Raw genomic sequence first — 22266 nt, 5'->3', positions numbered from 1 at the left:
CTTCTTTTTCCCACAGGCCTCCCAACTAGCGGTTGGTCCTCACCGCGCCGGCTAGTCCCCCAGGTGCCTTGCTGCCTGCCATCTGTCATGCCTGTCATATCCCCGAGATGAGAAGATCAGCTGCGCCTTCCGCTCGTTCCGGACCCATTGATAGACTGATCGGGATTGGGATGGTAGGGGAGGAGAAGTGGACAGATCACCTATTTCCTGCAGCGTCTCCCTGAGCAGGTGAAGCGGACAGGGGCCAGAAGAGCGCCAGGTCTTCTGGCCCCATTGGATGGTCTGCCCCTCAGGCTGTGGCCTGCTGGAGGGCCTGATCCAGGTCCTGCATGATATCCTCTGCGTCTTCAATGCCCACCGATAGACGCACACAGCCCTCTGTAATGCCGGCCTGCTGCAATTCGGCGCGAGAGAGATCGCGATGCGAGGAGACCGGTGGATAGCTGACCAGGGTATGAACATCGCCGAGCGAAGTAGCGGGTGCGCAGAGCCGCAGGCTATCCATGAAGCGGAAGACGGCTGCCCGTGTCTGCGACTTTAGCTCAAACGAGAGCAGGCCGCCGAAGCGTTCCGGAGCCAGCAGGCGCCGTGCCTCCTCATGCTGCGGGTGCTCGGGCAGCCCTGGATAGTGGACGCGAGCTACTGCCGGGTGATCGCGCAAGAAATGGGCGATACGCAGCGCATTAGTACAATGGCGCTCCATGCGTAAAGCCAGCGTCTTCAGGCCGCGCAGAATCAAGTAGGATTCGAAAGGACTGAGCATTGCCCCTAGCAAGGAGGCATAGGAACGCAGCGCCTGCAGGAGGCTCTCGCGTGCACTCACAACCAGGCCACCGGTGCTGTCGCCGTGTCCGCCAAGGTACTTTGTCGCGCTGTGGATCACCAGATCGAAGCCGTGTTCGATGGGACGGAGCAGGCAAGGAGTTGTAAACGTACTATCGACCAGAGTGATGGCCCCCACCTCGCGAGCAGCGGCGCTGATGGCATCGAGATCGGTGACTTTCACCAATGGATTAGAGATCGTCTCGACAAAGACAATGTCGGGCTGCTCGGCACGAATCCGTTCGGCGGCGGAGGCGCAGCAGAGATCGCAGAGCACGATCTCCACCCCCTGGGGAGCAAACACCTGGCGCAGCAGGGCGATTGTCTGGCCGTAGAGATCCTGAGCTGCCAGAATCTTAGTGCCAGGTGTGGCCCCAGCGGCCAGCAAAGCAGCATGGATTGCCGCCATACCCGAGCCGAAGGCCACAGCCCCCACGCCTCCTTCGGCGCGCGCCAGCACCTCCTCCAACTGAGTGGCGTTGGGATTCCCCTGGCGCGCGTAGACGAAAGAGCGCTTCTCTCCCGGGGCCGGACTTCTGAAAGCCTGGTCCAGGCGCTCCATATTTCCGTGGAGATAGGTCGTGCTGGCATAGATCGGCTGCACGATCGAAATGTGAGCAGGCCCCTCGCTCCAGCGCTGCCTGCCATCCTGTACCAGATGCGTCTCCAATTTCCAGGCGGCTGAAGAATGATGATCTGTCAAGGTCATCCCCCTCTCTGGAGTAAAGTGAAAGCCCGTCCCAGGTCTCCCAGTGCCAGCGAGGCGCAGGCGTAGAGCCAGGGGAGCCAGGAGGGCACACCAAGCAGATCAGCGTTGTGCGGAAAAGAGAAGATCCCGGCGGCGACCAGAATCATCTCGATCAGCGTCCCCGTAATCGCCACTACGGCGGAGAAGAGCAGATTTTGCCAGCTTCGCCTGGCTAGCAACCAGAAGTTAAGGTAAAGGAGGCCCAGCAGGCCGAAGCGGGCGATGGAAGCCAGAGGTAAGGCTCCCAGCAGGTAGGCTAGACAGAGCCAGCCGAGAGCGGCGATGCTCGTTGAGAGACGACGCACGGTCCTCGAATGCGCCAGGAGAGGATCTAACAGGGGATGAGAAAGGCCAATAGCGACGGCGGCGCTGCCGGCAAGGAGCGGCGTCCACCAGGGCAGACCGAGGAGCGTGGAACCGGCGAGCACGGCTGTACCGTAGCGCTTTACTCCCTGGTGGATGTAGAAGGCATCAAGCGCGCTTCCACCGGTGGCTCCCAAAACGAAGAGCAGGATAGCTGCCCGGCTCCAAGCGCTCGTACACATTGCTGGCTCACTCAACCTTCTCGGTCCGCTGCTGGCTAGGGACAGCACAGACAGTTGAGATAGTCCAGGCAAGATAGCAGCTCGCTGAGCGGAGGTAGCTCATCCTCATGGGCGCCAACCCATCGCCGATAGATCTCGCCATAGCGATCGGCTAGCAGGATGGCTGGCTGGAACGCCCGCTCAGCCGCGTCCCAGCGCGTCAGGAGAGCGATCACGCGCCCAGCGGGATCGGCCAGCAGCGGGAAAGAGAGCTGCAGACTGGTCTGAGCCTCGGCGTTTGCTGCCACCTGATCCGGGCTGATGGCCAGAAGGCTGCAGTGCTCCTCGCGCAGTACTGGCTCTGCCTCGGCGAATTGCCTCAGAAGCCCACGCGTGGCTGGCAGGGCGACACTGCGTACAATCAGCAACAAGAGGTGATCTCGCTGTTTATAGTCCTGGGGACCATGCATGACCCCGTCAGGGCCTGGAAGAACAAAAGACGGAAGCATCTCGGGCACACCCGGCTCGATCTGGCCCGTCAGAGCTGGCTGCCCACATGCGGCTGAAGAAGGCAACGACTTAACCATAACGCTCACTACTTTCTCTGTGCTCGCTCTCTTCTCTAACTGGTTGTACGCTCGGCTGCTTGAGGAAAGCCAGGCCGCCTGCCAGTGTGCCAGGCGAGAGAAGCCCGGGCTAGAGCCATCGGCGACGGCAACATGGCGCCTTGCCGCTCCGGGGAAGGCGTCGCGGGACTGACGGCCTTTCTGCTCCTGCCCCGCTTCGCCTTCCCCGGAGAGAAAAGCCAGCCCGGCGCAGCAGGCGGCAAATCCCTCTCAAGAGATTATCGCACAGGCGTGGCGCTCTGGCTAGAAAACAATCGTGCGATTCTTGTAGACCAGCACGCGATCCTCGCTGTGCAGGCGCACCGCCTCGGCCAGTACGCGGCGCTCAACATCTCGCCCCTTGCGAATCAGGTCCTCGACGCTGTCGCGATGGTTGCAGTGGATCACATCCTGAGCGATGATCGGTCCCTCGTCCAGTTCCTCTGTCACGTAGTGGGCGGTGGCCCCAATGATTTTCACCCCGCGCTCGAAGGCTCGCTCGTAGGGACGGGCCCCTGTGAAAGCTGGCAAAAAGCTATGATGAATATTGATGATGCGCTGAGGATAAGCCTGCACAAAAAAAGGCTCCAGAATCTGCATGTAGCGCGCCAGAATCAGGAAATCCACCTTGCCTTCCAGAAACTCTAACATGCGCTGCTGATCAGAGGCGCGACTCTCGGGGCGAACGGGAAAATGGTAGTAGGGAAGCTGGTACATCCGCGCCAGCGGCTCTAGATCGGGATGATTGCTGATAATGCAGGGAATATCGATGATCAGTTCACCATTCCGCCAGCGCCAGAGCAGGTCGACCAGGCAGTGATCCAGACGCGAAACCAGGATAGCAGCCCGCTTGCGGTAGCGGGAATAATGGACGCTCCATTGCATGCCAAAGCGCTCAGCAATCGGCTGGAAGGCCGCGACCAGCTCACGCTCGCTCAGTTCGAAGCCTTCCTCTGAGAAGCTAATACGCATAAAGAAAGTGCCATTTTGACGCGCCGTCGCGTATTGATCCGATTCGACAATATTGCCGTTGTGCTCAAAGATGAACTGCGAGATGGCTGCCACGATGCCTGGCCGATCAAGACAGGAGATCAAAAGCGTAATAACATGATCTTGTTGCATATTGCATAGACCCCTCTTCCCAAGAAAGAGCATCAGCACTCGAGGAGCAAGCCCGTAAGTTGGGAGACCCTGGAGCAGCGTCGGGGCCTGGCCTCCACGCGGGCTATCTCTGCAGTAGTATAGCAGTAAGAGGATCAGAACAAAATGCCCACAGGAAAGAAGCCTCTCTTGACAGCCTCTGGTTACCGATGGTATGATACTTACACAAGTAAAGTATCATACTTTATCTTAGCAAAAACATCCCGGAGATACCTAAGGAGGAAAGCGAGAAGTGACCTGGCAGATTGATCCTGCCCACTCGCGTGTGGCCTTTGCCGTGCGCCACATGATGGTCAGCACGGCTCGTGGGGCGTTTAAAGTTTTTAGTGGGGAGATCGAATACGACGAGCAGAATCCTGCGAACTCGAAGATTACAGCTCAGGCAGATGCGGCCAGCATTGACACTGGCCAGCCCGATCGAGACCAGCATCTGCGCAGCGCCGACTTCTTTGAAGTCGAGAAATATCCCACCATCACCTTTGTGAGCACCAAGATCGAGCCGTTGGGCGGTAACGAATACCGCGTCACAGGCGACCTGACCATGCACGGCGTTACCCGTCCGGTGACCTTCACCGGCGAATTCAACGGCCCGATTGTCGACGCCTTTGGGCTGCGCCGTGCCGGCATCCTGGCCACAGCGACCATCAGCCGCAAAGATTTTGGCCTGACCTGGAACCGGGCCATTGAGAGCGGTGGAGTGATCGTTGACGACAAGGTCAAGATCGAGATCGAGCTAGAGATTACCGAGAAGGTGCCTGCTGCCTCGAATGCCTGAGTTCGTCAGATAGATTGATGCATTCTCCAAGGCCTGGAGCCTGTTCGTTGCCTGTGATTAGCTACGAACAGGCTCCATCGCTTTGCCGATCTTCTGGGCTTTGCCGATCTTCTGGCCCTTTCTCTGCCTTCGCTGCTGTTGGCTGCCAGCCAAGGGTGGGCAGTACCAGGTCCTCGAGAGCCTGGGCCACCCCATCATGGGCGTTATCGCTGGTCACATAATCGGCGACCGCCTGGACCTCGGGGGGAGCGTTGCCCATCGCGATGCTCAGCCCTGCGAAACGCAGCATTTCCACATCGTTATAGTGGTCGCCGATGGCGACAATCTCGGCTGGCGCCACGCCCAGGCGCTGGGCGACCTCACGCAGGGCCTGCCCCTTGCTGGCCTCGGGATGCAGCACCTCCAGCAGATCGCGCGTCGACTGCGTCACATGCAGCTTCTGGCCAAACCACTGCTCAAGCTGCAGGCGTTTTGTGGGCAGTATCTCTGGCGAGCCGACGGCGGCAATCTTGATGCACGGACGAGGGTAGAGCGTGGCCACGTCGTCGACCTCGATCACCGGTGGCAGCGGAGGGCGATACCAGTCGCGGGCCCGCGGCGTATGGCGGTCGACGTAGACCCCCTCTGGAGTGTGATAGGCCCGGTAGAGGCCCAGGGAGCGAGCCGCCTCCAAAACAGATAAAATATGCTCTTGTGGAAGAAAGCGCTCGTAAAGTACTGAACCGCTGGCAAAATCGATGATCAGGGCCCCATTTTCCAGAATCTGAGGGCCGCTCAGTGGCAGGCCGGAGCAGACGTGGCGCAGGACTGCCAGCATCTGACCGGTTGTAATGGTAATAGTCATGCCAGCAGCTCTGGCGATCTCCAGGGTTCGGCGGGCGCGCGGCGTCACCCGTTTCTCGGGGAAAGGCGTCAGTAGCGTCCCATCAAGGTCGATGGCCAGGAGACGATAGCGTTGCATCGCGTTTACCAGAACAGTTCCATCTCGCGGGTGGTTGGCAGAAAGCCCTCGCTGGCGTAGAGAGAGCGACCGGCAGCGGTAGCGCGCAGCCAGAGGCGGCGGGCAGGAGTTTGCTGACGGACGTAGGCCATAATCTGGTGCAAAATAGCCCTGGCCAGTCCCTGGCCACGCCAGGCGGGCACAGTATAGATATTAAGGATATAGCCCTCCAGGCCGGCCTCGTTGTCGGGCGTAGGGGGACGTCTCAGAAAAACCAGGCCGCCGGTGGCGGCGATGGTACCATGCTCATCAACCTCGGCAACCCAGGCCAGGAATTCCTCACCTGGCAGCGCCCGACGCAGATAGGAGTCTGTCAGCTTACGAAGCTGTCGCTCCTGCTGATCATCGATGATCTTGCCTGTCTCCCGCAGCAGGGCCAGACGGAGGGCTGTCAGGGTCTCGATGTCGGCGCTTGTGGCACGTCGTATGAGAGGCATAGGCTTTAGGTTACTCCCCTTAGTAGGCTCTGCGGCGGTTAGAGGCCGACCTGGCTCTGGCGGGCCTCCCGCCTACCGCTTAGCTTACCATCTCCAGCGGTGAGGTTGCAAACCGTTGTCCCTCTGTGTCACACTTACATAAGTACAGTAGCGGCGACAAAGTGAGTGCGTAACTTGATTGTTGGAAGGAGAGAACTATGGAGATTGGCATTGGGCTACCGGCCTCAATCCCGGGGGTTGAGCCTGGCCTGGTTCTGGAGTGGGCGAGGCGTGCCGAGCAGGGACCGTTTGTCTCTCTGGGCCTGATTGACCGGCTAGTCTATCCCAATCTTGAGCCGATGATCACGCTTGGGGCAGTGGCGGCCGTCACCTCGCGCCTGCGCCTCATGACCACCGTGCTGCTTGCACCTCTGCGCAACGCGGCGATTCTGGCCAAGGAGGCGGCAACTCTTGACGTCTTCTCTGGTGGGCGCCTGACGCTGGGACTCGGGATTGGGGCCCGCGAGGACGATTTTCGGGCAGCCGGTGTGGCCTTTCGGCGCCGCGGCAAGATCTTTGACGAGCAGCTCGCCCTTATGAAGCGCATCTGGTCCGGTGAGCCGCCGAGCGAGGGAGTGGGACCAATAGGTCCCAAGCCGGTGCGTCCCGGAGGGCCGGAGGTCCTGCTCGGTGGCTATTCGCCGGCAGCTATCCAGCGCCTGGCTCGCTGGGGAGATGGCTTTATTGCTGGCGGCAGTGCCCCCGACCAGGCCGGCCAGTTCTTCCGCCTGGCCAGGCAGGTCTGGCAGGAAGCTGGAAGGCCCGGCAGGCCGCGGCTGGTCGGCTCGGTCTACTACGGTTTAGGTGAGCGAGCTGTAGAGAAGGCCGATGCCTATCTGAGCCATTACTATGCCTTTGCTGGCCCGCGTGCTCACCAGATGGCGCAGATGATCCCCACAACGCCGGAGGCCATTCGCCAGACCGTGCAAACCTTCGCCGAGGCGGGCGCCGATGAACTCATGCTTTGGGCCACTATCCCCGAGCTAGAGCAGATCGATCTGCTGGCCGAGGCTATCGCGGGCCTGCAGGTCTGAGCTGATCGGGATGGGCCAGGGGCTAAGCCGCCCGCTGGCCCTCCCCTCCTGCCGCTTTGCTCTCCGCAGCTCTCTCTTCTCTGCCACCTGCCTCCTGAAAGTCCTGGTCGGCAGAGAAGGAGGTATCTCCCCGTGACCAGGTGTGGTATAGTTGTTCCAGGCCCCGTGTAGTTGTGCAAAGGCTGAGAGAGCAAAGGAGGGCAGGCATGCCTATTTGCCCAATCTGCGACGATACTGGCCTGCAGAATTCGGATTCGGCTCATCCCCAGTTTTGCTACTGCTCGGCGGGCAAGCAGGCGCGCCGAGAATGGGAGGCCGCTCAGGCAGGCCGTGGCCAGGGGTTGCAAGCTGGACAAAAGGAGCGGCAACCCTCTCAGAAGCAGCAGCAGAAGACGAGCTTTATCGATATCGAGCGGCTGGAAGAGGTCAATGCCAGCGTAGACGCTATGCGCGCCTCTTTGATCGGGTCGCTGGCCGATGAGGTGGCTCAATCTCTCAAGCTGCCGGCGGTCCAGCTGCTTTATCAGGTAGCCCATCCCGGCCACGAGGTGACGGTCTATGAGGCTACTCAACTGTATGAGCTGGCCAAAGCCCTGGAGACCTTCTTCTCGGCTCTGGCTCCGATCGGGCGCAAGGTGCGCTGAGTGAAGAACGCGGCCCGATAGCACAAACGGGTAGCGGCATTGACAGCCGTAAATCCTCTCCTCTATACTCTCGACAAGTGCACCCTGCACGAATTTACTGTGGGGTCTGGTCCCCCGGCCGGGTTTCCTGGAGGTCGGTTGCAGAGGCCGCGATCCACTCAAGGCGGATAGTGCATCAAGGTGGATACTGCATGCATGCAGGCATGCAGGCATGCATGAATGAATGAAATGGGGCGACGGAGGCGCTGTTTCGATCTCCCCCCTCGATCCGCTTGGGGATGCTGAAAGTGGGATGCTGAATGAAAGCAAGAACGATGGATAGATAGAGAAGAGCAAAGGAAAGAGATGGCGAGTGAGTAGGCAAGCGAGCAAGCCGGGCGCACCTCTCAAGCCCTTTCAGGGATCAGAAATGAGGAGGAAGAGTCCATGATATGTCCTCGTTGTGGCAACGAGTGGGATGCAAGCAAAGGTCCCTGCACCCGTTGCGGCCTGGTGATCCGTCTGCCGGGCCTCGCTGGTGGGACCTCGGCGTCAGGGTGGTCGGCATCTTCCCCTGTCCAACAGCAGCAAAAGAAGCCTTCCGGCGCTGCCGATCTGCAGCAGCAGCGCTCGGGACAACTATCTTCATTCTCGCCGGGACCCTCGTCTCTGCGCGGTGGGGCGCTCAATAATTCGGGAGCGGGTGGGGGACGAATGGGACCGTCGGGGACGGAGGCCCGCTCTCCTTTCAGGGCTTCCGGTCCGCTCTCTGGCTCTGGCTCCTTTGGTTCTGGCCAGGCGAACTCTGGCTTTGGCTCGGGTTTCGGAGCAGCAGGCCCGCTCGACTCCTCCAATCGGCGCACGGGACCGACGGGCTTTGGGGCTTCCAACCTGAGCAGGCCGCTTTCACAGCCAGGTGTGGCAGGCTCCGACGCTCCAGAGGCCAAGAATCCGGCCCGTCCTGGCCAACAGCGTTCCTCACTGGGGTCGGGATCGTTCGCACGCCGCGAGGCTGCTGGTGACTCTTCCTTTACTGCGCCTTCGCGTCCGGGTGTGCCCTCGCCCTCGCGCGCTCAGGTTCCCACTCGTCCCAATCGCACGAGCGGTGCTCTGCCACAGGATCTCTCGCGCTCTCAGAGTCCTCTCCGGGCCAGTCGCCTGGTGACCGATCCTTTGGCGCGTGAAACGCCGGTCCCTCCGACTTTCCCTTCGACGCCGGCTCCTTCGCTGGCGACCGCTACCCCCTTCCCTGCCTCGATGCCTCCTTCGGCTCCCAGCTCAAGCAGCGGTGGGATCGCTGCGGGAGCGCTGCGGCCTCTGATGCCAGGCACGCTTCTCCGCGGTGGGCGTTATCGCCTTCAGGAGCTGCTGGAGCGTCAGGAATGGCTCAATGGGGTCTTCGAGGCTACCTGGAGCGGGCAAGATGCCCAGCGGGCGGGATCGCTGGTGGCCATTTGTGAGCTGGTCATCCCCGAAAGCTCCTCTGCCGCGGTCCAGTCGATGCTGCGTACGGCCACCATGACGCTCTCGGCCATTGGACGGCATCCGCGCGTCCCGGGCTTGTTGGATGCCTTCAGCGATCAGGGAAGGAACTTCTTCGTCTTCGAGATGCTCGAGGGCGAAAGTCTGCTGGCCCGCCTGCGCCGCAGTGGGCGAGCGCTGCCAGAGCAAGAAGTGATCGAGTGCTGCCTGCAGATTACGGATATTTTGGAGACGATGGCCCAGCAAACTCCGCCACTCGTGCACGGTCTGATCCGTCCCGAGCATATCCTGGTGGCCCGCGCTGGTTCTCAATATTTGTTGACGAATTTTTCGATCGTCTTGGCTGGAGGCGCCACACAGTTTATTTCTGGCCTTGATCGTTCTCGCCTCTCTCCTTACCTGCCTCCAGAGTTTGTGCGGGGGGCGGTAGATAGCCGCACCGATCTCTACTCGCTGCTGGCAACGGCCTATCATCTGGTAACCGGAAGCCCGCCGACGGCGGTGAGCGGCAGCATTCCACCGGCTCAGCGGCTCAATCCTTTGGTCAGCTCCGAGTTCGAGGCCATTCTGTCGAAGGGCTTGCGCCCGATTGCCAGCCAGCGCTATCAGCGTCCTGCTGAGCTTCGGCAGGATCTACTGGCCCTGCGCTCGGCGGTCGGTGGAACGGGCATGGTTGTCGAAGAGTGGCCCGATCAGTCGATCCCTCTCTCGCCACGCCCAACCTCGGCTCCTGCTGCGACCTCGTCTCAGGCGACCCCTGCGCCGTTGTCGGTGCCCGATAGTGTCGCTCAAGCCCTGCCCCTGATGCTGGGGGCGGCCCTGGAAGAGGAGGAGCAGCGCCTGTTGTTGCCGCGTCCGGAGGATCTTCCCCCGATGCGCGAGAGCAACGATACGCTGAATGCGGCCCTCTGGGTGGCCGGCATTCTGGTAGCGCTGATTGCCGTGGTCATCTTTGCGCGTGGACTCTTCTAGCGAGAGCGAGGGGGCACGTTTGGCCTTCTTTCAGCTCGGCCCAGGAACTTGTGAAGGCTGGCCTGTCTCTTCCTCTCTCTAGGAAGCCTGGCCGGCTCTTCTGTCCCTCTCTGCCCGGCCTGACGATGCTGACGAAGGGGCGGGCGACATAGCCGCTCGTGTGGGGGAAGGCTGGCAGGTGAAAGTTACCAGGCTGCAGGTTGGTTGATTTGCTCTCTGCGCCTGACAGAGCCTCCCTGGCTGCCAGTGTGCTTTCGTCGTCCCGCGCTCGACAAAGGCAGGCTGGTGATGTGATGGCCGTGACCCGCCCACCGGCAAACTTTAGTCGCTCCGCCTGATATTCGGAGCCGGCAGAGCTGCCTGAGCGTGTGCTTGTTCTCCCTGTTGCTCTGCTTCATGCCTGGAGGTGGCCAGGAGGCTTCTAAGACCTCATAGTGGTCCTTGTGCCGCTTATCCGTCCTGGCGCACCGCCGAGGCCAGATGCTCTGCTGCCGCTTGAGCTGAGCGTTGACGTCGGCGTCCTCAAGCTCAGGCTTGTCGAGGTGAGCGCTAAAGAAAAAGAAATGCTGGCCTGCCTTTCCCCTCCCAGATTAGATGCGGTCAGCCTCAGCGCTTGCGCAAGACAACAAAGTCGATGAGTTCGTCCAGGACATCGCGGTCCGCTGAAGGAGGAAAGTGATAGAGGGCCTCACGGGCCCGCGCTGCGTAGCGATAGGCGTCTTGGAACGAGCGCTCGATCCCACTGCCACGCGCCACCCACTCGACGATTTCGCGGATCTGTTCTTCGCTGCCGCCCTCCCCGGAAAGCAGGAGCTGGACCTGCTGATGATGGCCGTTGTGGGGCTGACTCTGCAGGGCATAGATGAGCGGAAGCGTCACCAGGCCCTGGCGCAGATCGTTCCCTGCTGGCTTGCCGATCGTCGTCTGATCCTCGGTGTAATCCAGCACGTCGTCGATAATCTGGAAGGCAATGCCCAGGTTCATTCCATACTCGTGCAAGTGTTGGATCTCCTCGTCCGAGGCTTCGCTCAGGATAGCTCCCCCTTTGCAGCAAGCGGCGATCAGACAGGCTGTTTTGTGGCTGATCTTCTGGTAGTAGCCCTGGATGGTGAGATCCAGACGGCGGGCGCTGAGCATCTCCATGATCGTGCCTTCGCAGACGGTCGCGACCGTATCGGAAAAGAGGTGGTTGATGCGATTATCTTCGATATCGGCGATAAGACCAGCGGTTTTGGCAAAATAGTAGTCGCCAAGCAGAATCGCGATATGGTCGCCCCAGAGGGCGTTGACCGTCGGTAGACCGCGCCGGGTATGGGCTCCGTCGACGATGTCGTCATGAATGAGGGTTGCCAGATGGACCATCTCGAAAGCCACGCTGAGGGGCAGTAGCTTCTCGAAATGATAGACCTTCAATTTTCCTGAGAGCAGGGTGAGTGCCGTTCTCAAGCGTTTGCCGGGCGAGGAGAGGGCATGCATAGAAGCGGAGTTCAGGATCGGGAGACCCGACCTGGCCCGTTCCTGGAATACCCTATCTACTTCATCGAGATCAGCCTGGATGCCCGCGAAAAGGCGGCTTAAGGTGGCTGTATCGTTCATATGACGTGCGGCGTGGAGGCCCCTGGCTGGCTGGCTAGCTGGCTTGAACCTGGCTACGCTGCGCATCGCTGTGCACTTCAGCCGGGGAAAACGCCGTCCTCCTTTCTTCCTGGTCTTGGCGAGCGACAGCAAGATGGTAACCTTCCTATGGAAGGAGATGCTCATCACGCTCTACAGGCGAAAGGAGGCCTCTTGCTGCCCCCTTGCCGCTTCGTGAAGAAGTGATGAGCAAGCCTAACGCATTCACATGCGGGCCAAGCTGGCCCTGAGACAGAGCAGAGAGCGAACTGCGCCGGGCGGGCCAGGATCAGGGCGGTCTTCTTCTTCCTCCTCCTGTGATGCTTCCTTCATCAGTCTAGCGAGAACGCGCGGATGGGCAAGTTCCTGCCAGCTTGCCTGTTATCTTCCATCACAGGTTTGTCGTAAGTAAGTACCCCGACACGCAGACAGGGGCGGGGGAAACCACGCCCCTGTGCGTACCTCCCTTCAGATTATAGCATGCCTCATCCATGATCCTGCCCGTGAGCCTTCGTCTCTCAAGGTTCTCGCTGCTGCCGATCTCATCTTACGCTGGCGACTGTCTAGCGGCCAGGACAGGCTGGAGTGGAGCAGCGCAGTCTCCGAATTCGGGGCTGCCTGGACGCCTAGACAAATGTCAGACTTGCCGTTGCCTTGCGCGTGCCGAACTGGCGTCGCAAGCAGGCAAAGACCTGGTTGGGAGCGAAGGCTGCCACCTATAGCGAGCGGCAGAAGCAAGGCCATGAGCCGATATGGCCCGCGGATGGGCGGGCGTGCGGGCGACCAGGTCTTGAGCCAGCCAGAGAAGCAGGGCAGAAGCATATGAGACGAAGGCTTCCTCTGCGTTGGTTGGAACCAGAGTGGATGCCGCCTTCTTCTCTGCCTGTCAAAGGTTGGAGCTGAGCAAGCTAGTCCTCTGGCTGTTGTTGTGTGCTGGCGGTGCTATCGCTATCGCTGGCACGCTCCACTGTTTCTGGTGTGGGCGGGTCAACGGCAGCGCTCTGAGTGGAGCCAGGAAGGCCGGGTGCTGCCCATTGGGGAGGGGCTAGCTCTCCCTCGGTTGGTGGCTCTGGCTGATGGCCGTTGAATGAGACGCGCCCGAGCAAATCATCGGTTTCTCGAGAAATCTCCTCCCAGAAGGCCTTATCGCGCTGCCTGCTATAGCTCTTCTTCTCCTTCTCGACCTTCCCACGCTCGCGCGCTGCGCGGGGGGTACCAGGCGAGGAACGCCAGCCGTTAGAGGAGGTAGGCGGGTAGCGGTGTCTAGAGCCTGGGTGTGGGGCGTCATATTCATAGACACCGTTCTGCTTGCCACCACCTTTAAATGGGTCGATATCTGCTCCGTAGGGCGAGCCAGGTTGTCGTCGCTGAGAAGGTGGGGCGCCGCGTAGGCGATACTGCTCGCGGTGGGGGCGCCCCGGCTGCCAGCGGCTGTTGCCGTTGGAGAAAGCTGGTCCCCCTGGCTCGCGCTCGTGAGAGCGAGGTCCCTGCTGGGCACGAGGGCCGGGGCCACCACGTCCTGTATTGCCGAGCGAGCGGCCTCGGGACCCACGGTTCGGCTGGCCTTGAGGTGAGCGGTTCAACGGTGGTGGCGTCGGCGTCCACTGGCTGCCGGACCGATAGGGTGGGGTGCTGGACGACGGGAAGTAGGAAGACCCATAGAGGTCCGCCCGCGGCTGATAGTCTGGATGATGCAGACGAGCACCCATCTGCCAGGCCCGGTCGACAATCTCACGGCTCAAACGAGGGCGCTTCGGGCGGGCAGACCGCTCCTGATTATATCTGCCGTTGGCTGACGACTGGTTGCGAGCGGAAAAGCGAAAAGTATCTCTTCGCCTCTGTTCAAATTCTCTGGTCATATGTCCTTTCTGCTCGTCCCATTGAGGGGTAGAGTAATCACGAGGTAGATGGCGCGGCCAGGAGAGGAAAAGCCGTAGATGCTCTTCTCTGGTCTTGAGCTGAGCGTGGCTGGAGCGTAGGCTACCTATCCTGGCGCGACCTTACATCGGCAATCGAACTATGCTTCACGGTTGGCGTGCGTTACACGCTGTCTGAGCGGTGTTGTGGAGGGACCTTGCTCTCTGTGACTCAGTATACCACACTACGCCATGACCTGTCTGTCCTCCCTCGCTGATTAACTGCATGTGGACGACATAGATGGCCAGCGACAGGTGGGTGGGCGAGCCGGCTAGCCTGTTGAGTGGCTCGGTCCGACCTCTGCTCGGTGGTCCGCTAGTTGAGTGCCCTGTTCTCTAACTACGTTTTGGAGCCTGTGGAAGAGGCCGTGGTTGGAAGCGGTCCCTGTTGCAGCGGCACCCCACTGTAGGTCAGATCCTGACTGCCGTACATGGCCAGCACCCCCTGGTTCAGCTCATCCGGCAGGAGTGCGCGGAGCATCACTGTATAATATAACCCTGTGGCTGGCTCATAAAATTCCCCACTTGGCTGCCCGTGCAGAAGGTCGCTGATGGTGCGGCTCTGCTCGGGCGTGAGCAGCAAGGCGCGCTGAGGCGTTGTAAAGGTCAGACAGCCCGAATCGGCATTCGGCCCCGTGATATCCTCAGGCACCGGGCCGCATTCGAAGACGGCGAGCTGGTGCAGGCTGAAGTCAGGCAGGTTCCAGGTGGGAATCGGCTGACGCAGATCGGGACCGAAGTCCTGGCGAACGAGTAGGGCTTTGCGTGTCGTATCATAGGCTGTGGTTGGCCCCTGGTTTACAGCCTCGTTGAGCGTCGTGAGAGCCTGGCCCAGGCGCTGGTACTCGTCGAGGTCTTGCTGACTTTCCTGGCGCTGTCCAAAGGTACTGTAGAGAAATTGATAGTGTTGGTTGTTCACGTTGAATTGGAGCAAGACCGCATCTTGATCGGGCACCTCGTAGAACTGCTGGCGATGGAAGGTCAGCAGTCCATAGCTGTTGACCAGCGTATGAAGCAACTGACTCAGCTGCTCCTGGCTCAGGTGCCCTTGACGCATCTGCAGACCAGGACCGAGTATGTAGCTACCGTCGCCGTAGATGCTCAGCTGCGGACTGAGATTGAGCGTTCCCAGGCGGCCCCCTCCACGGAAGGTACGCAACAACACCGCCTCGGCGCTGCTATCGTAGATAATAGTCCCGTTGTCAAGCTGCCGCAAGTGGGCCTGTCCTGCTACCGGCTCGCTCGTGTTGGATTCGCAGGCTGTCAGCAGAACCACCAGGCAGAGTAACAAGCAGACAAGCTGACTGACAGGCCAAGGCCCTCTCCGCTGTCGCTGCCCTGGGCAACGCCGGCCTCGGGGATGCCCTTGTTGCAGGGAGACGGAGGCCGCTGTCTGCGTCTGCCCCATGACCGCGAAGCCAAAGCTCCTCTCTCTGTTCTCTCCGTTCATCTCTCTTCCCATGCTCTTAGCCTCGGCTGGTTCTTTTTTCTCACTCATTAGTAGTGCGTGCCATCGTGCTGTTGTGCTGGCTGGGCTGCCTGGAAGAGACTTACTCTGTCCGTCGCTGAGCGGCAAAACGGTAGCCAATCATCTTGTAAATTAGGCGGGCCGCCAGAAAATCTGCGCGGATCTGGCCAGGAATGGGGCAAAGTTCGACCACATCCAGCGCTACCACGGTCGTGCGCCGACAGATCTCGCGTACCAGAGCCAGGGCCTGGTACCAGCTCAATCCCCCTGGCTCCGGCGTACCAACGGCGGGCATCTCGGCGGGGTCAAGGGCGTCCAGGTCGAACGTTACATATGTATGCTCGCTCAGGCGCTCCCAAGGAATACGGGCCTGGCCCTGGACGAGGTCGCGGGCCCAGACAATCGCTGCATCGGCTCCACCGCGCAGGAAGTCTATTTCCTCGGCGCTGATACTGCGAATCCCCAATTCCAGCACCGGGATGCCCAGCTCTAAGACCCGACGGGCGATGCAGGCATGCGAAATGGCAGAGCCTGTATATTCGCCCCGAAGATCGCCGTGAGCATCAATATGAATAACTGTCAGGTCCGGGAAAAACTCCCGTGCCACAGCGATTGGCTGGAGGGAAAGCGAGTGTTCTCCGCCGATCACCAAAGGAAACTGACCGCGCTCCAAAACCTCACGCACGGCTTCGCCGGTCAGTCTCAATGCGCTGGCGTGATCCAGTCCCCGATAATCCAGGGCCGGGCGGGTATAGATGCCTACCTCTTCGAGTGGGCTGCACTCTAGCTCTTCGTCGTAGAGTTCGAGCTGACTAGAGGCGTTCAAAATCGCCTGGGGCCCGTGGCGTGTCCCTTGCACATATGAGACCGTATATTCAAGCGGAGCTGGAATAATCACTACCCGCGCTTTGTCAGGGTGGCTGTACTGTGGCTCGTCCAGAAATTGGGTGATGATCTGCTCTCTCATAACCAGAAGCAAGCAACCTCCTCTCTCATCTACGCGCCGTCTGTACTCTACCACAACGCGCTCGTCCTGCCCAGCTCTCAGGACCCTCCTCTAGCCGTTTCGGTGGAGGTCCCTGCGCAGCGCGCTCTCTCCAGTTTCCCGCTGGCCTCCTATGAAGCCAGGAGCTGGCAAGCGTTGATGCCACGCGGGCGACCTCAGGCTCCCTTTGGCTCAGGGAAGCGTGAGGGTGAAGCGAGTGACGGCGAAGCGAGCGTTGGGGCCGGTTACCAGCAGGCCAGGCCAGCCACCGCTATAGCCGCCCGCGTCGCTCAGGCTTCGGGTTGGCGTATTGAAATCCAGAGGAACATGGTTGATGCGGGCCGTGAAGGTCTCTCCCCGTACGCTGACCTCCAGCAGATCCGGGGAATGCGGACGAAACTGATAGAGGCCGCTGGCCAGGACGAGGGGTGTTCCTGGCTGGGCCGCATGGGCATCGAACTTCCAGAGAGCGTAGTGGCCGGCCCCATCGACTACCAGAGCGTAGCAGGAAACATAGTTCCCTTCGGGATGGAGGTGAAAGACCAGGCCGTACCAGTTCTCCTTTCCGCCTGCCAGACGCTGAATCTGGACCTGCAGCGAGAAATTGGCCGGTAGGCTGCCTACGGCTTGGGGATAGGGGAAATAGTAAGTAGCCGGCGGTGTCTCCTCGATGGTGATCAGGTACTGACCGTTACCAATGGCTGTGCTAAAAGCGGGTGCGCTCGTCGTCCAGCGCTGCTGGTTGTTCTGAAAAGTGTCGGTAAAGGGCTGGGCCACTGTCCCAGAGGCGGGGCCGGGCTGACTCCCGAACGACAGCCAGCTCCCGAGGGAACCCTGTAGGAGCGTCAGAGCCAGGAGCAGCAGCACTAGCGTGCCAAAGGCGAAAGGAAGCCAGCGCCGTCCTATCCTCCGACCACTCGTGGGGGCTGGCGGCATCTGGGGGCTGGCCGCAGAGCTGTCGCCGCCGCGGACTGACCTGGGCAGCGAAGTAAGGGCGGAGGTCATAGCGAGAGAGGTCTCTGCTGGCTGTGGCACTTGTTTGAGCTGAGCGGGAGCCGCCAGCTCGCCGGCCCCTTGTTGCTGAGCGGGCGAACGTTCGACTCCACGGGCCTGATTCGGCTGAGCCTGGGGCTGGTCTCTGTCCAGGCCCAACGACCGGAAATAAAAAGCCTCGCTTTCGCGCACCAGCAGGAGATCGAGGGTATGGGCCAGTTCGTCGGCTGACTGAAAGCGCTCAGCGGGGGCTTTCGCCAGGGCGCGAGCCGTAATACGCGCCAGATTCTCCGGCACAGCTGGGTTCAGAGCACGGACGTCGGGAGCTGTGCGATGGACGTGCTGGTAGAGCAGACCGACTGTGCTCTCGGCCTCAAAAGGAGGGTGCCCTGTTAACATTTGGAAAAGGACCACCCCTAAGGCGTAGATGTCCGTGCGGGCATCGACTGGCAGCCGCTTGATCTGCTCGGGAGCCATATAGGCCGCCGTGCCGATCAGCTCGCCAGCGCTGGTCAGTTGCAGGCTCTCCAGCTCCGGCTGAGTTGGTTCACCTTCTTCCTGGCTTATCTCGGACAGAGATCCCTCATGACCGCTGGCCGTCAGGAGAGCGCGCCGGTCCAGCAATTTGGCGATCCCGAAGTCAGAGAGCAAGATCTCGCGCGGCGAACCGCTCGTCAGCAGCATATTTTGAGGTTTCACATCGCGATGCACGATCCCGCGTGCGTGGGCCTGCTGGAGGGCCTGGGCCATATCTCGGGCGTAGCGAATGGCCAGCACCTGGTCAAGCGGGCGACGATCGCGCAGGAGGTCGCGCAGGGTACCACCGCCAACGTACTGCATGACCAGGTAAGGGATCGTGCCCAGCGTACCCAGGTTCGCCTCGCCGAAGTCATAGACGGCCACAATGTGGGGATGCTCCAGGCTGGCGATCAGTTGGGCTTCCTGCTCAAAGCGAGCGGTAAAACCTGGACGAGCTGCTACCTCTGGGCGAATGATCTTGATGGCCACATCGCGCCGCAGCCGCGAGTGGTAGGCCTTGTAGACCCGCGCCATCGCGCCTTCGCCGAGTTTGCCCTGAATCTGATAGGCACCGAGCCGCTGCCCAATCAATGCGTCGCTCTTCATTACCTTCTCTGCTCGCGTCACAAAGATCGCTACTTGCCGCCGTGCTCGGCGGGCGTTAGGGCTTATCTACGTGCTAGCTATGAGGCGGGAAGCTACTGTCTGTGGCCTGGCCCCGGCTCCGCCGGCTCGAGTTCAAGACGCACTAGCGGAGCAGCTCCAGGTGACCTGGATGCTGTTGGCTGGCCCGTTGAAGAGAAGGAGGGCTGAAGACGGGCAGGCCGTGGCAGGAACCGTCACCTGGATCGAGACCGTCTGTCCCGGGGCCAGGGTCCCCGAGGCAGGTGCGAAAGAAATGCCGGTGAGGCCGCTACTGGAGCTACTCCAGTTCAAGGCGATCGTGTTCTGGCTGGCTGCCCCGATGGTCACCGGGCACAGCCAGCTTGTCTCTGAGCTAGAGAGCTTGCAGTCCTGGCCGGCTTGCAAGCTCCCTGACTGTGGCGCCTCCAAAATCAACACTGGCGCTGGCTGAACTGTCAACGTTACCGCTATCGTTACCTGGCTTTGGCCACTGCTGACAATGATCCTCCCCTGGTAGCTTCCTGCCGAAAGGCCGCTTTGTACGCTACTCACGGAGACCTTGATCGAAGTTGAGCCTTTTGCTGCAAGCGTGCCGCTGTTGCTGCTAAGCTGGAGCCAGACCTGCTTTGTCTCCACCTGCAAGACGGCTGACCAGCTCTCCTGGCCACTGCAGCTCTGGATGGTCAGAGTCTGAGGAGCCGGGTCGCTGGTGGCAGCAACAGCGGTGAAACTCAACGAGGTCGGCGTGGCGTTCAGACAGGGGTTGACAACCAGGAGCGTGACTTCCAACAGCTGAGCCGGATTTCCGGCCTCATCGCTAAAGCTGATCTCAACGCTGTAGCGGCCCGCTGCCAGGCTGCCGACGTTGGCGCGCAGGCTGATCTGCTCTTCACCGGGCGCGGCGAGCAGGCCCGAGGTTGCGCTGAGCGAGAGCCAGGGCGCCTGCTGGCTATCCCAGCTGGCCCTCCAGCCGACCGCTCCCCTGCCGGAAGCGCAGAGAGTGACGGTTTGCTCAACCGGCGCCCGGTAGCCGCTGCTCAAGGGACCAAAAGTCACTGCTGAGGGATTGACACAGCTCAGCTCGCCAGCCGGCGCGGAGGTCGTTGGTGAGGAGGCCGCACCGCCTGGGGTGGCGCTGGCTGTCTCGGTTGCCGTAGCCGTTGGGGTGCTGCTGGGGCTGGCCTCCACTGTTGGAGTTGGACTATTAGTAGCCGCTGGGCTTGGTGAGGCGGCCCTTACGATGGTAAAGGTCAGGCTCGCGCTACGCGAGGTCAGGGTCTCTTTGGCCTGGATCGAATGTTGGCCCAATGGCCAGCCTGGGTCAACCGTCAGGGTGATATCGAAGGTGCCGTCCCCGTTGGCCTGCAAACTTCCCCCTTCCAGGGCTTGCCAGGCCAGGAGGGAGGGATTGAACGCTTCGGCCACCACTGTGCCTGGCTGCGACTGCTGTTGTGGCGCTATGCTGCTGCTGAAATGCAGAGGGATATGCTGGTCAAGCGTCAGGGTGATGGTGCTGCCCGGTAAGAAATGGGCCCCGTGCAGATGCAACAGGCTGCCAGGGGTCACTGTTGAGCTGCCGGAGAGCAAGGCGAGCGTGGGTGACCAGACGGTGAAAGCTGCCGCCACTGTGCTGCTGGTGATCAGCAAAGCCGCGCAGAAGGCGACCAGGGCGAGCGTCAGCCAGGCTGGCGGCCCACCACTGGGGCGGGCGAAGGGATGCCAGCCTGGCCTCTCGGGACTGGCAGCTCCGGCTCCCTGACCGGAAGCTTTAGGAGGCTCGGGGAGTTTACCGCGCACATAGGGTACGCTAGCCGGAGGGGTACCCTGGACCCGCGGCACCTGATTCTGAGCCAGCCGCTCCCCTCCCAGAACAGGCAAAGGCAGAATCCACTGCTGACGACGCCGCCTTTCTTCTTCCTCCTCCTGAGCAGCCTGGTTGTCCTGTTGTGCGATGAAGGTAGCCTCGACTGAAGGTGGCTGGTAGCGCTTTATCTCCTCATCGTTCTGGAAAACAGAGGAAGGTTCGGGAATCGTCTGCCACCAGTCGGAGATCGTTGCGCCCTCTGAAGCGCCGAGTGAGGAAGCTGTCTCACCCGCCTCCGGGGCTTGCTCTGGCTGCAAGATCAGAGTCGCCTCGTCTCGCTCCTCCTGGTTCGCGCCGCTGTCGGGCGGCGGCCCAGCGAGAGGCCCTTCCTCCCAGGTCTGCAGGGGCTGGGTCTGCTCGTCTGTGGACAACAATCGCCCACAGCGTTCACAGGATCTGGCATCATCTGGCAGTTTCGTGCCACAATAGTTGCAGGCGCGCATAGCGACCCTCCTGCGCAGCGTAATCGCACTCTTGCTCGGAGAAACCGAGTCTAGTCTACCATAGTCCGCCGTAAATAGGGAGTCTGCAAATTCTTCCTGAGAAATCTGCGGCAGTCGATGAGAAAGGCGGAGAGAAGAACATCATTGTGCCAGGTGACTCGCTGCCCTTCACAAGTGCTCTGACGTGCAAGAGTGTGTCTCTCATTGGCTAAGCGCGCGTTGCGAAATATTCACCCAAGACGAGGAAAGGAGCCTGGAAAGGGGATGTGGACGAGAAATGTGCGACTGCACGAGCAGGCGGAGCAGCTCAGGAATGGCTGCCAGGACCTGCTTGCCTCTATTGAGGAAACCTGTGACTGGATTGAGAGGGCTGAGTCTGAGCTGGCAGCGCTCTTACCTGAAGAGGGACGCCGCGAGCGTCTGCTCGGGGAAGCCTTGAACCTGCAGCGGCGCTATCCCGAGCCAGCGAGGCGCCCGCCCCTCTATGGAGTCCTATTCGCCGTCAAGGACCTCTTTCATGTCCATGGTTTCCCGACACGCGCTGGCTCACAGCTTCCAGCCTGGCTTCTGGATGGACCACAGGCAAGCTGTGTGACCTGCCTGCGGGAGGCGGGCGCGCTTGTGCTTGGCAAGGCCGTTAGCGCTGAATTTGCCTATTTCGAACCAGGACCGACGCGCAATCCTCGCAATCCTCTCCATACGCCTGGCGGCTCTAGCAGCGGCTCGGCGGCGGCGGTCGCTGCCGGCTACTGTCCGCTGGCTCTGGGGACCCAGACCATCGGCTCCGTCCTGCGTCCGGCGGCTTTTTGCGGCGTTGTGGGCTTCAAACCCACTTTCGGACGCATCTCTGCCGATGGATTGGTTCTCTGTGCTCCCTCCCTCGATACGGTGGGCCTATTCGCGCAGGATCTCGCGGGTCTGGCTCTGGTGGCGTCCCTGCTCTGTCGTGGTTGGCGCGCTCTTCCTCCGCTCCCGCCGCCGGTGCTGGGCGTACCCGAAGGGCCATATCTCGAGCAGGCCAGCCCAGAGGCGCGGCACGCCTTTGAAGAGCAGCTAGCCCTTCTCCAAAGGGCGGGTTATCGGATCAAACGTGTGCCTGCCCTGCACGATATCGATGCGATCAATCGACGTCATCTGCGCCTGGTCCATGCCGAGATGGCACGGGTGCATGCTCGCTGGTTCCAGGACTATGCGGCCCTCTACCGTCCTCTGACTGCGGCTGCCATTCGTGAAGGGGCAACTATCACAATTGAGGAGATTCTAGAGGCACGGGCGGAGCGCGAGCGCCTGCGCACAGACTTGCAGGCGCTGATGGAACGCGAGGGGATCGATCTCTGGTTGACCCCAGCGGCCCCCGGACCAGCTCCCGCGGGCCTGCAAACAACGGGCAGCGGCCTCATGAACCTGCCCTGGACTCAGGCGGGCCTGCCAGCCGTTAGCCTACCGGCGGGCCTGGCTGAGAATGGGCTGCCGCTTGGCCTGCAATGTGTGGCAGGCTGGCGACGCGATGAAGAGCTGCTGGCCTGGGCCAGCTCACTGGCGGCGGCCTTGAGCGAATCGGGCTGATCCCGTCTCTGCTCTCTGGCCCGTTGGCCTGCCAGACGGCTGGCCGCTCCAG

17 protein-coding genes and 1 pseudogene are annotated in these 22266 nt (G+C 61.1%); 6 read left to right on the top strand and 12 right to left on the bottom strand.

The annotated features are described in order from the left end of the window. Positions 1 to 289: 289 nt before the first annotated feature. The 4 genes from ACFMO7_RS16935 to purU form a co-directional block, all read right to left on the bottom strand. The gene (locus ACFMO7_RS16935) at positions 290 to 1531 is read right to left on the bottom strand and encodes a trans-sulfuration enzyme family protein (protein ID WP_376796666.1); all 1242 of its coding nucleotides are present in this window, start codon (positions 1529 to 1531) and stop codon (positions 290 to 292) included. Beyond that, the gene (locus tag ACFMO7_RS16930; protein ID WP_376796665.1) at positions 1528 to 2115 is read right to left on the bottom strand and encodes a hypothetical protein; all 588 of its coding nucleotides are present in this window, start codon (positions 2113 to 2115) and stop codon (positions 1528 to 1530) included. Before ACFMO7_RS16930 ends, ACFMO7_RS16935 begins: the two co-directional genes overlap by 4 nt. A 35-nt stretch (positions 2116 to 2150) precedes the next feature. Beyond that, on the bottom strand, positions 2151 to 2681 hold the full coding sequence (locus ACFMO7_RS16925) for a peroxiredoxin family protein (protein ID WP_376796664.1): 531 nt from the start codon (positions 2679 to 2681) through the stop codon (positions 2151 to 2153). A gap of 282 nt (positions 2682 to 2963) precedes the next feature. Beyond that, positions 2964 to 3821: a formyltetrahydrofolate deformylase gene (gene purU, locus ACFMO7_RS16920; RefSeq protein ID WP_376796663.1), complete on the bottom strand. Its 858-nt coding sequence runs from the start codon at positions 3819 to 3821 to the stop codon at positions 2964 to 2966. A gap of 271 nt (positions 3822 to 4092) precedes the next feature. Between purU and ACFMO7_RS16915 the strand changes: the two genes are divergently transcribed. Beyond that, the gene (locus ACFMO7_RS16915; RefSeq protein ID WP_376796662.1) at positions 4093 to 4635 is read left to right on the top strand and encodes a YceI family protein; all 543 of its coding nucleotides are present in this window, start codon (positions 4093 to 4095) and stop codon (positions 4633 to 4635) included. Between the two features lie 61 nt (positions 4636 to 4696). Here ACFMO7_RS16915 and ACFMO7_RS16910 read toward each other — a convergent pair whose 3' ends face one another. After that, a complete protein-coding gene (locus ACFMO7_RS16910; RefSeq protein ID WP_376796661.1) occupies positions 4697 to 5596 on the bottom strand; it encodes a Cof-type HAD-IIB family hydrolase in 900 nt (299 codons plus the stop codon). A 5-nt stretch (positions 5597 to 5601) separates the two neighbouring features. Further along, positions 5602 to 6072, bottom strand: a complete 471-nt coding sequence (locus tag ACFMO7_RS16905; protein WP_376796660.1) for a GNAT family N-acetyltransferase — start codon at positions 6070 to 6072, stop codon at positions 5602 to 5604. Between the two features lie 197 nt (positions 6073 to 6269). Between ACFMO7_RS16905 and ACFMO7_RS16900 the strand changes: the two genes are divergently transcribed. The 4 genes and pseudogenes from ACFMO7_RS16900 (at position 6270) to ACFMO7_RS16885 (ending at position 10222) form a co-directional block, all read left to right on the top strand. Beyond that, positions 6270 to 7145, top strand: a complete 876-nt coding sequence (locus ACFMO7_RS16900) for an LLM class flavin-dependent oxidoreductase (protein ID WP_376796659.1) — start codon at positions 6270 to 6272, stop codon at positions 7143 to 7145. A 206-nt stretch (positions 7146 to 7351) separates the two neighbouring features. Beyond that, on the top strand, positions 7352 to 7789 hold the full coding sequence (locus tag ACFMO7_RS16895; protein ID WP_376796658.1) for a hypothetical protein: 438 nt from the start codon (positions 7352 to 7354) through the stop codon (positions 7787 to 7789). A gap of 171 nt (positions 7790 to 7960) precedes the next feature. Continuing rightward, positions 7961 to 8008, top strand: a pseudogene (locus ACFMO7_RS16890) (four-helix bundle copper-binding protein); the annotation flags it as partial. A gap of 207 nt (positions 8009 to 8215) precedes the next feature. Then, positions 8216 to 10222 carry a protein kinase gene (locus ACFMO7_RS16885; RefSeq protein ID WP_376796657.1) on the top strand — a complete coding sequence of 669 codons (2007 nt, stop codon included), beginning with the start codon at positions 8216 to 8218 and terminating at the stop codon, positions 10220 to 10222. Between the two features lie 606 nt (positions 10223 to 10828). Here ACFMO7_RS16885 and ACFMO7_RS16880 read toward each other — a convergent pair. From ACFMO7_RS16880 to ACFMO7_RS16855, 6 genes are all read right to left on the bottom strand, one after another. Next, positions 10829 to 11698: a polyprenyl synthetase family protein gene (locus ACFMO7_RS16880; RefSeq protein ID WP_376796656.1), complete on the bottom strand. Its 870-nt coding sequence runs from the start codon at positions 11696 to 11698 to the stop codon at positions 10829 to 10831. A 1046-nt stretch (positions 11699 to 12744) separates the two neighbouring features. Further along, a complete protein-coding gene (locus ACFMO7_RS16875; RefSeq protein WP_376796655.1) occupies positions 12745 to 13578 on the bottom strand; it encodes a hypothetical protein in 834 nt (277 codons plus the stop codon). A 514-nt stretch (positions 13579 to 14092) separates the two neighbouring features. Further along, the gene (locus ACFMO7_RS16870) at positions 14093 to 14968 is read right to left on the bottom strand and encodes a hypothetical protein (protein WP_376796654.1); all 876 of its coding nucleotides are present in this window, start codon (positions 14966 to 14968) and stop codon (positions 14093 to 14095) included. Positions 14969 to 15302: 334 nt separating this feature from the next. Continuing rightward, a complete protein-coding gene (gene speB, locus ACFMO7_RS16865; RefSeq protein WP_376796653.1) occupies positions 15303 to 16199 on the bottom strand; it encodes an agmatinase in 897 nt (298 codons plus the stop codon). Positions 16200 to 16397: 198 nt separating this feature from the next. Continuing rightward, on the bottom strand, positions 16398 to 18323 hold the full coding sequence (locus ACFMO7_RS16860; protein WP_376796652.1) for a protein kinase: 1926 nt from the start codon (positions 18321 to 18323) through the stop codon (positions 16398 to 16400). Between the two features lie 132 nt (positions 18324 to 18455). Continuing rightward, on the bottom strand, positions 18456 to 20648 hold the full coding sequence (locus ACFMO7_RS16855) for a hypothetical protein (RefSeq protein ID WP_376796651.1): 2193 nt from the start codon (positions 20646 to 20648) through the stop codon (positions 18456 to 18458). 264 nt (positions 20649 to 20912) lie between these two features. Between ACFMO7_RS16855 and ACFMO7_RS16850 the strand changes: the two genes are divergently transcribed. Next, positions 20913 to 22214, top strand: a complete 1302-nt coding sequence (locus tag ACFMO7_RS16850) for an amidase (protein ID WP_376796650.1) — start codon at positions 20913 to 20915, stop codon at positions 22212 to 22214. Positions 22215 to 22266: the final 52 nt, after the last annotated feature.

The organism is Thermogemmatispora sp., from assembly GCF_042408735.1.
GTDB lineage: Bacteria > Chloroflexota > Ktedonobacteria > Ktedonobacterales > Ktedonobacteraceae > Thermogemmatispora.
This window is presented reverse-complemented; position numbering and strand designations above follow the sequence as displayed.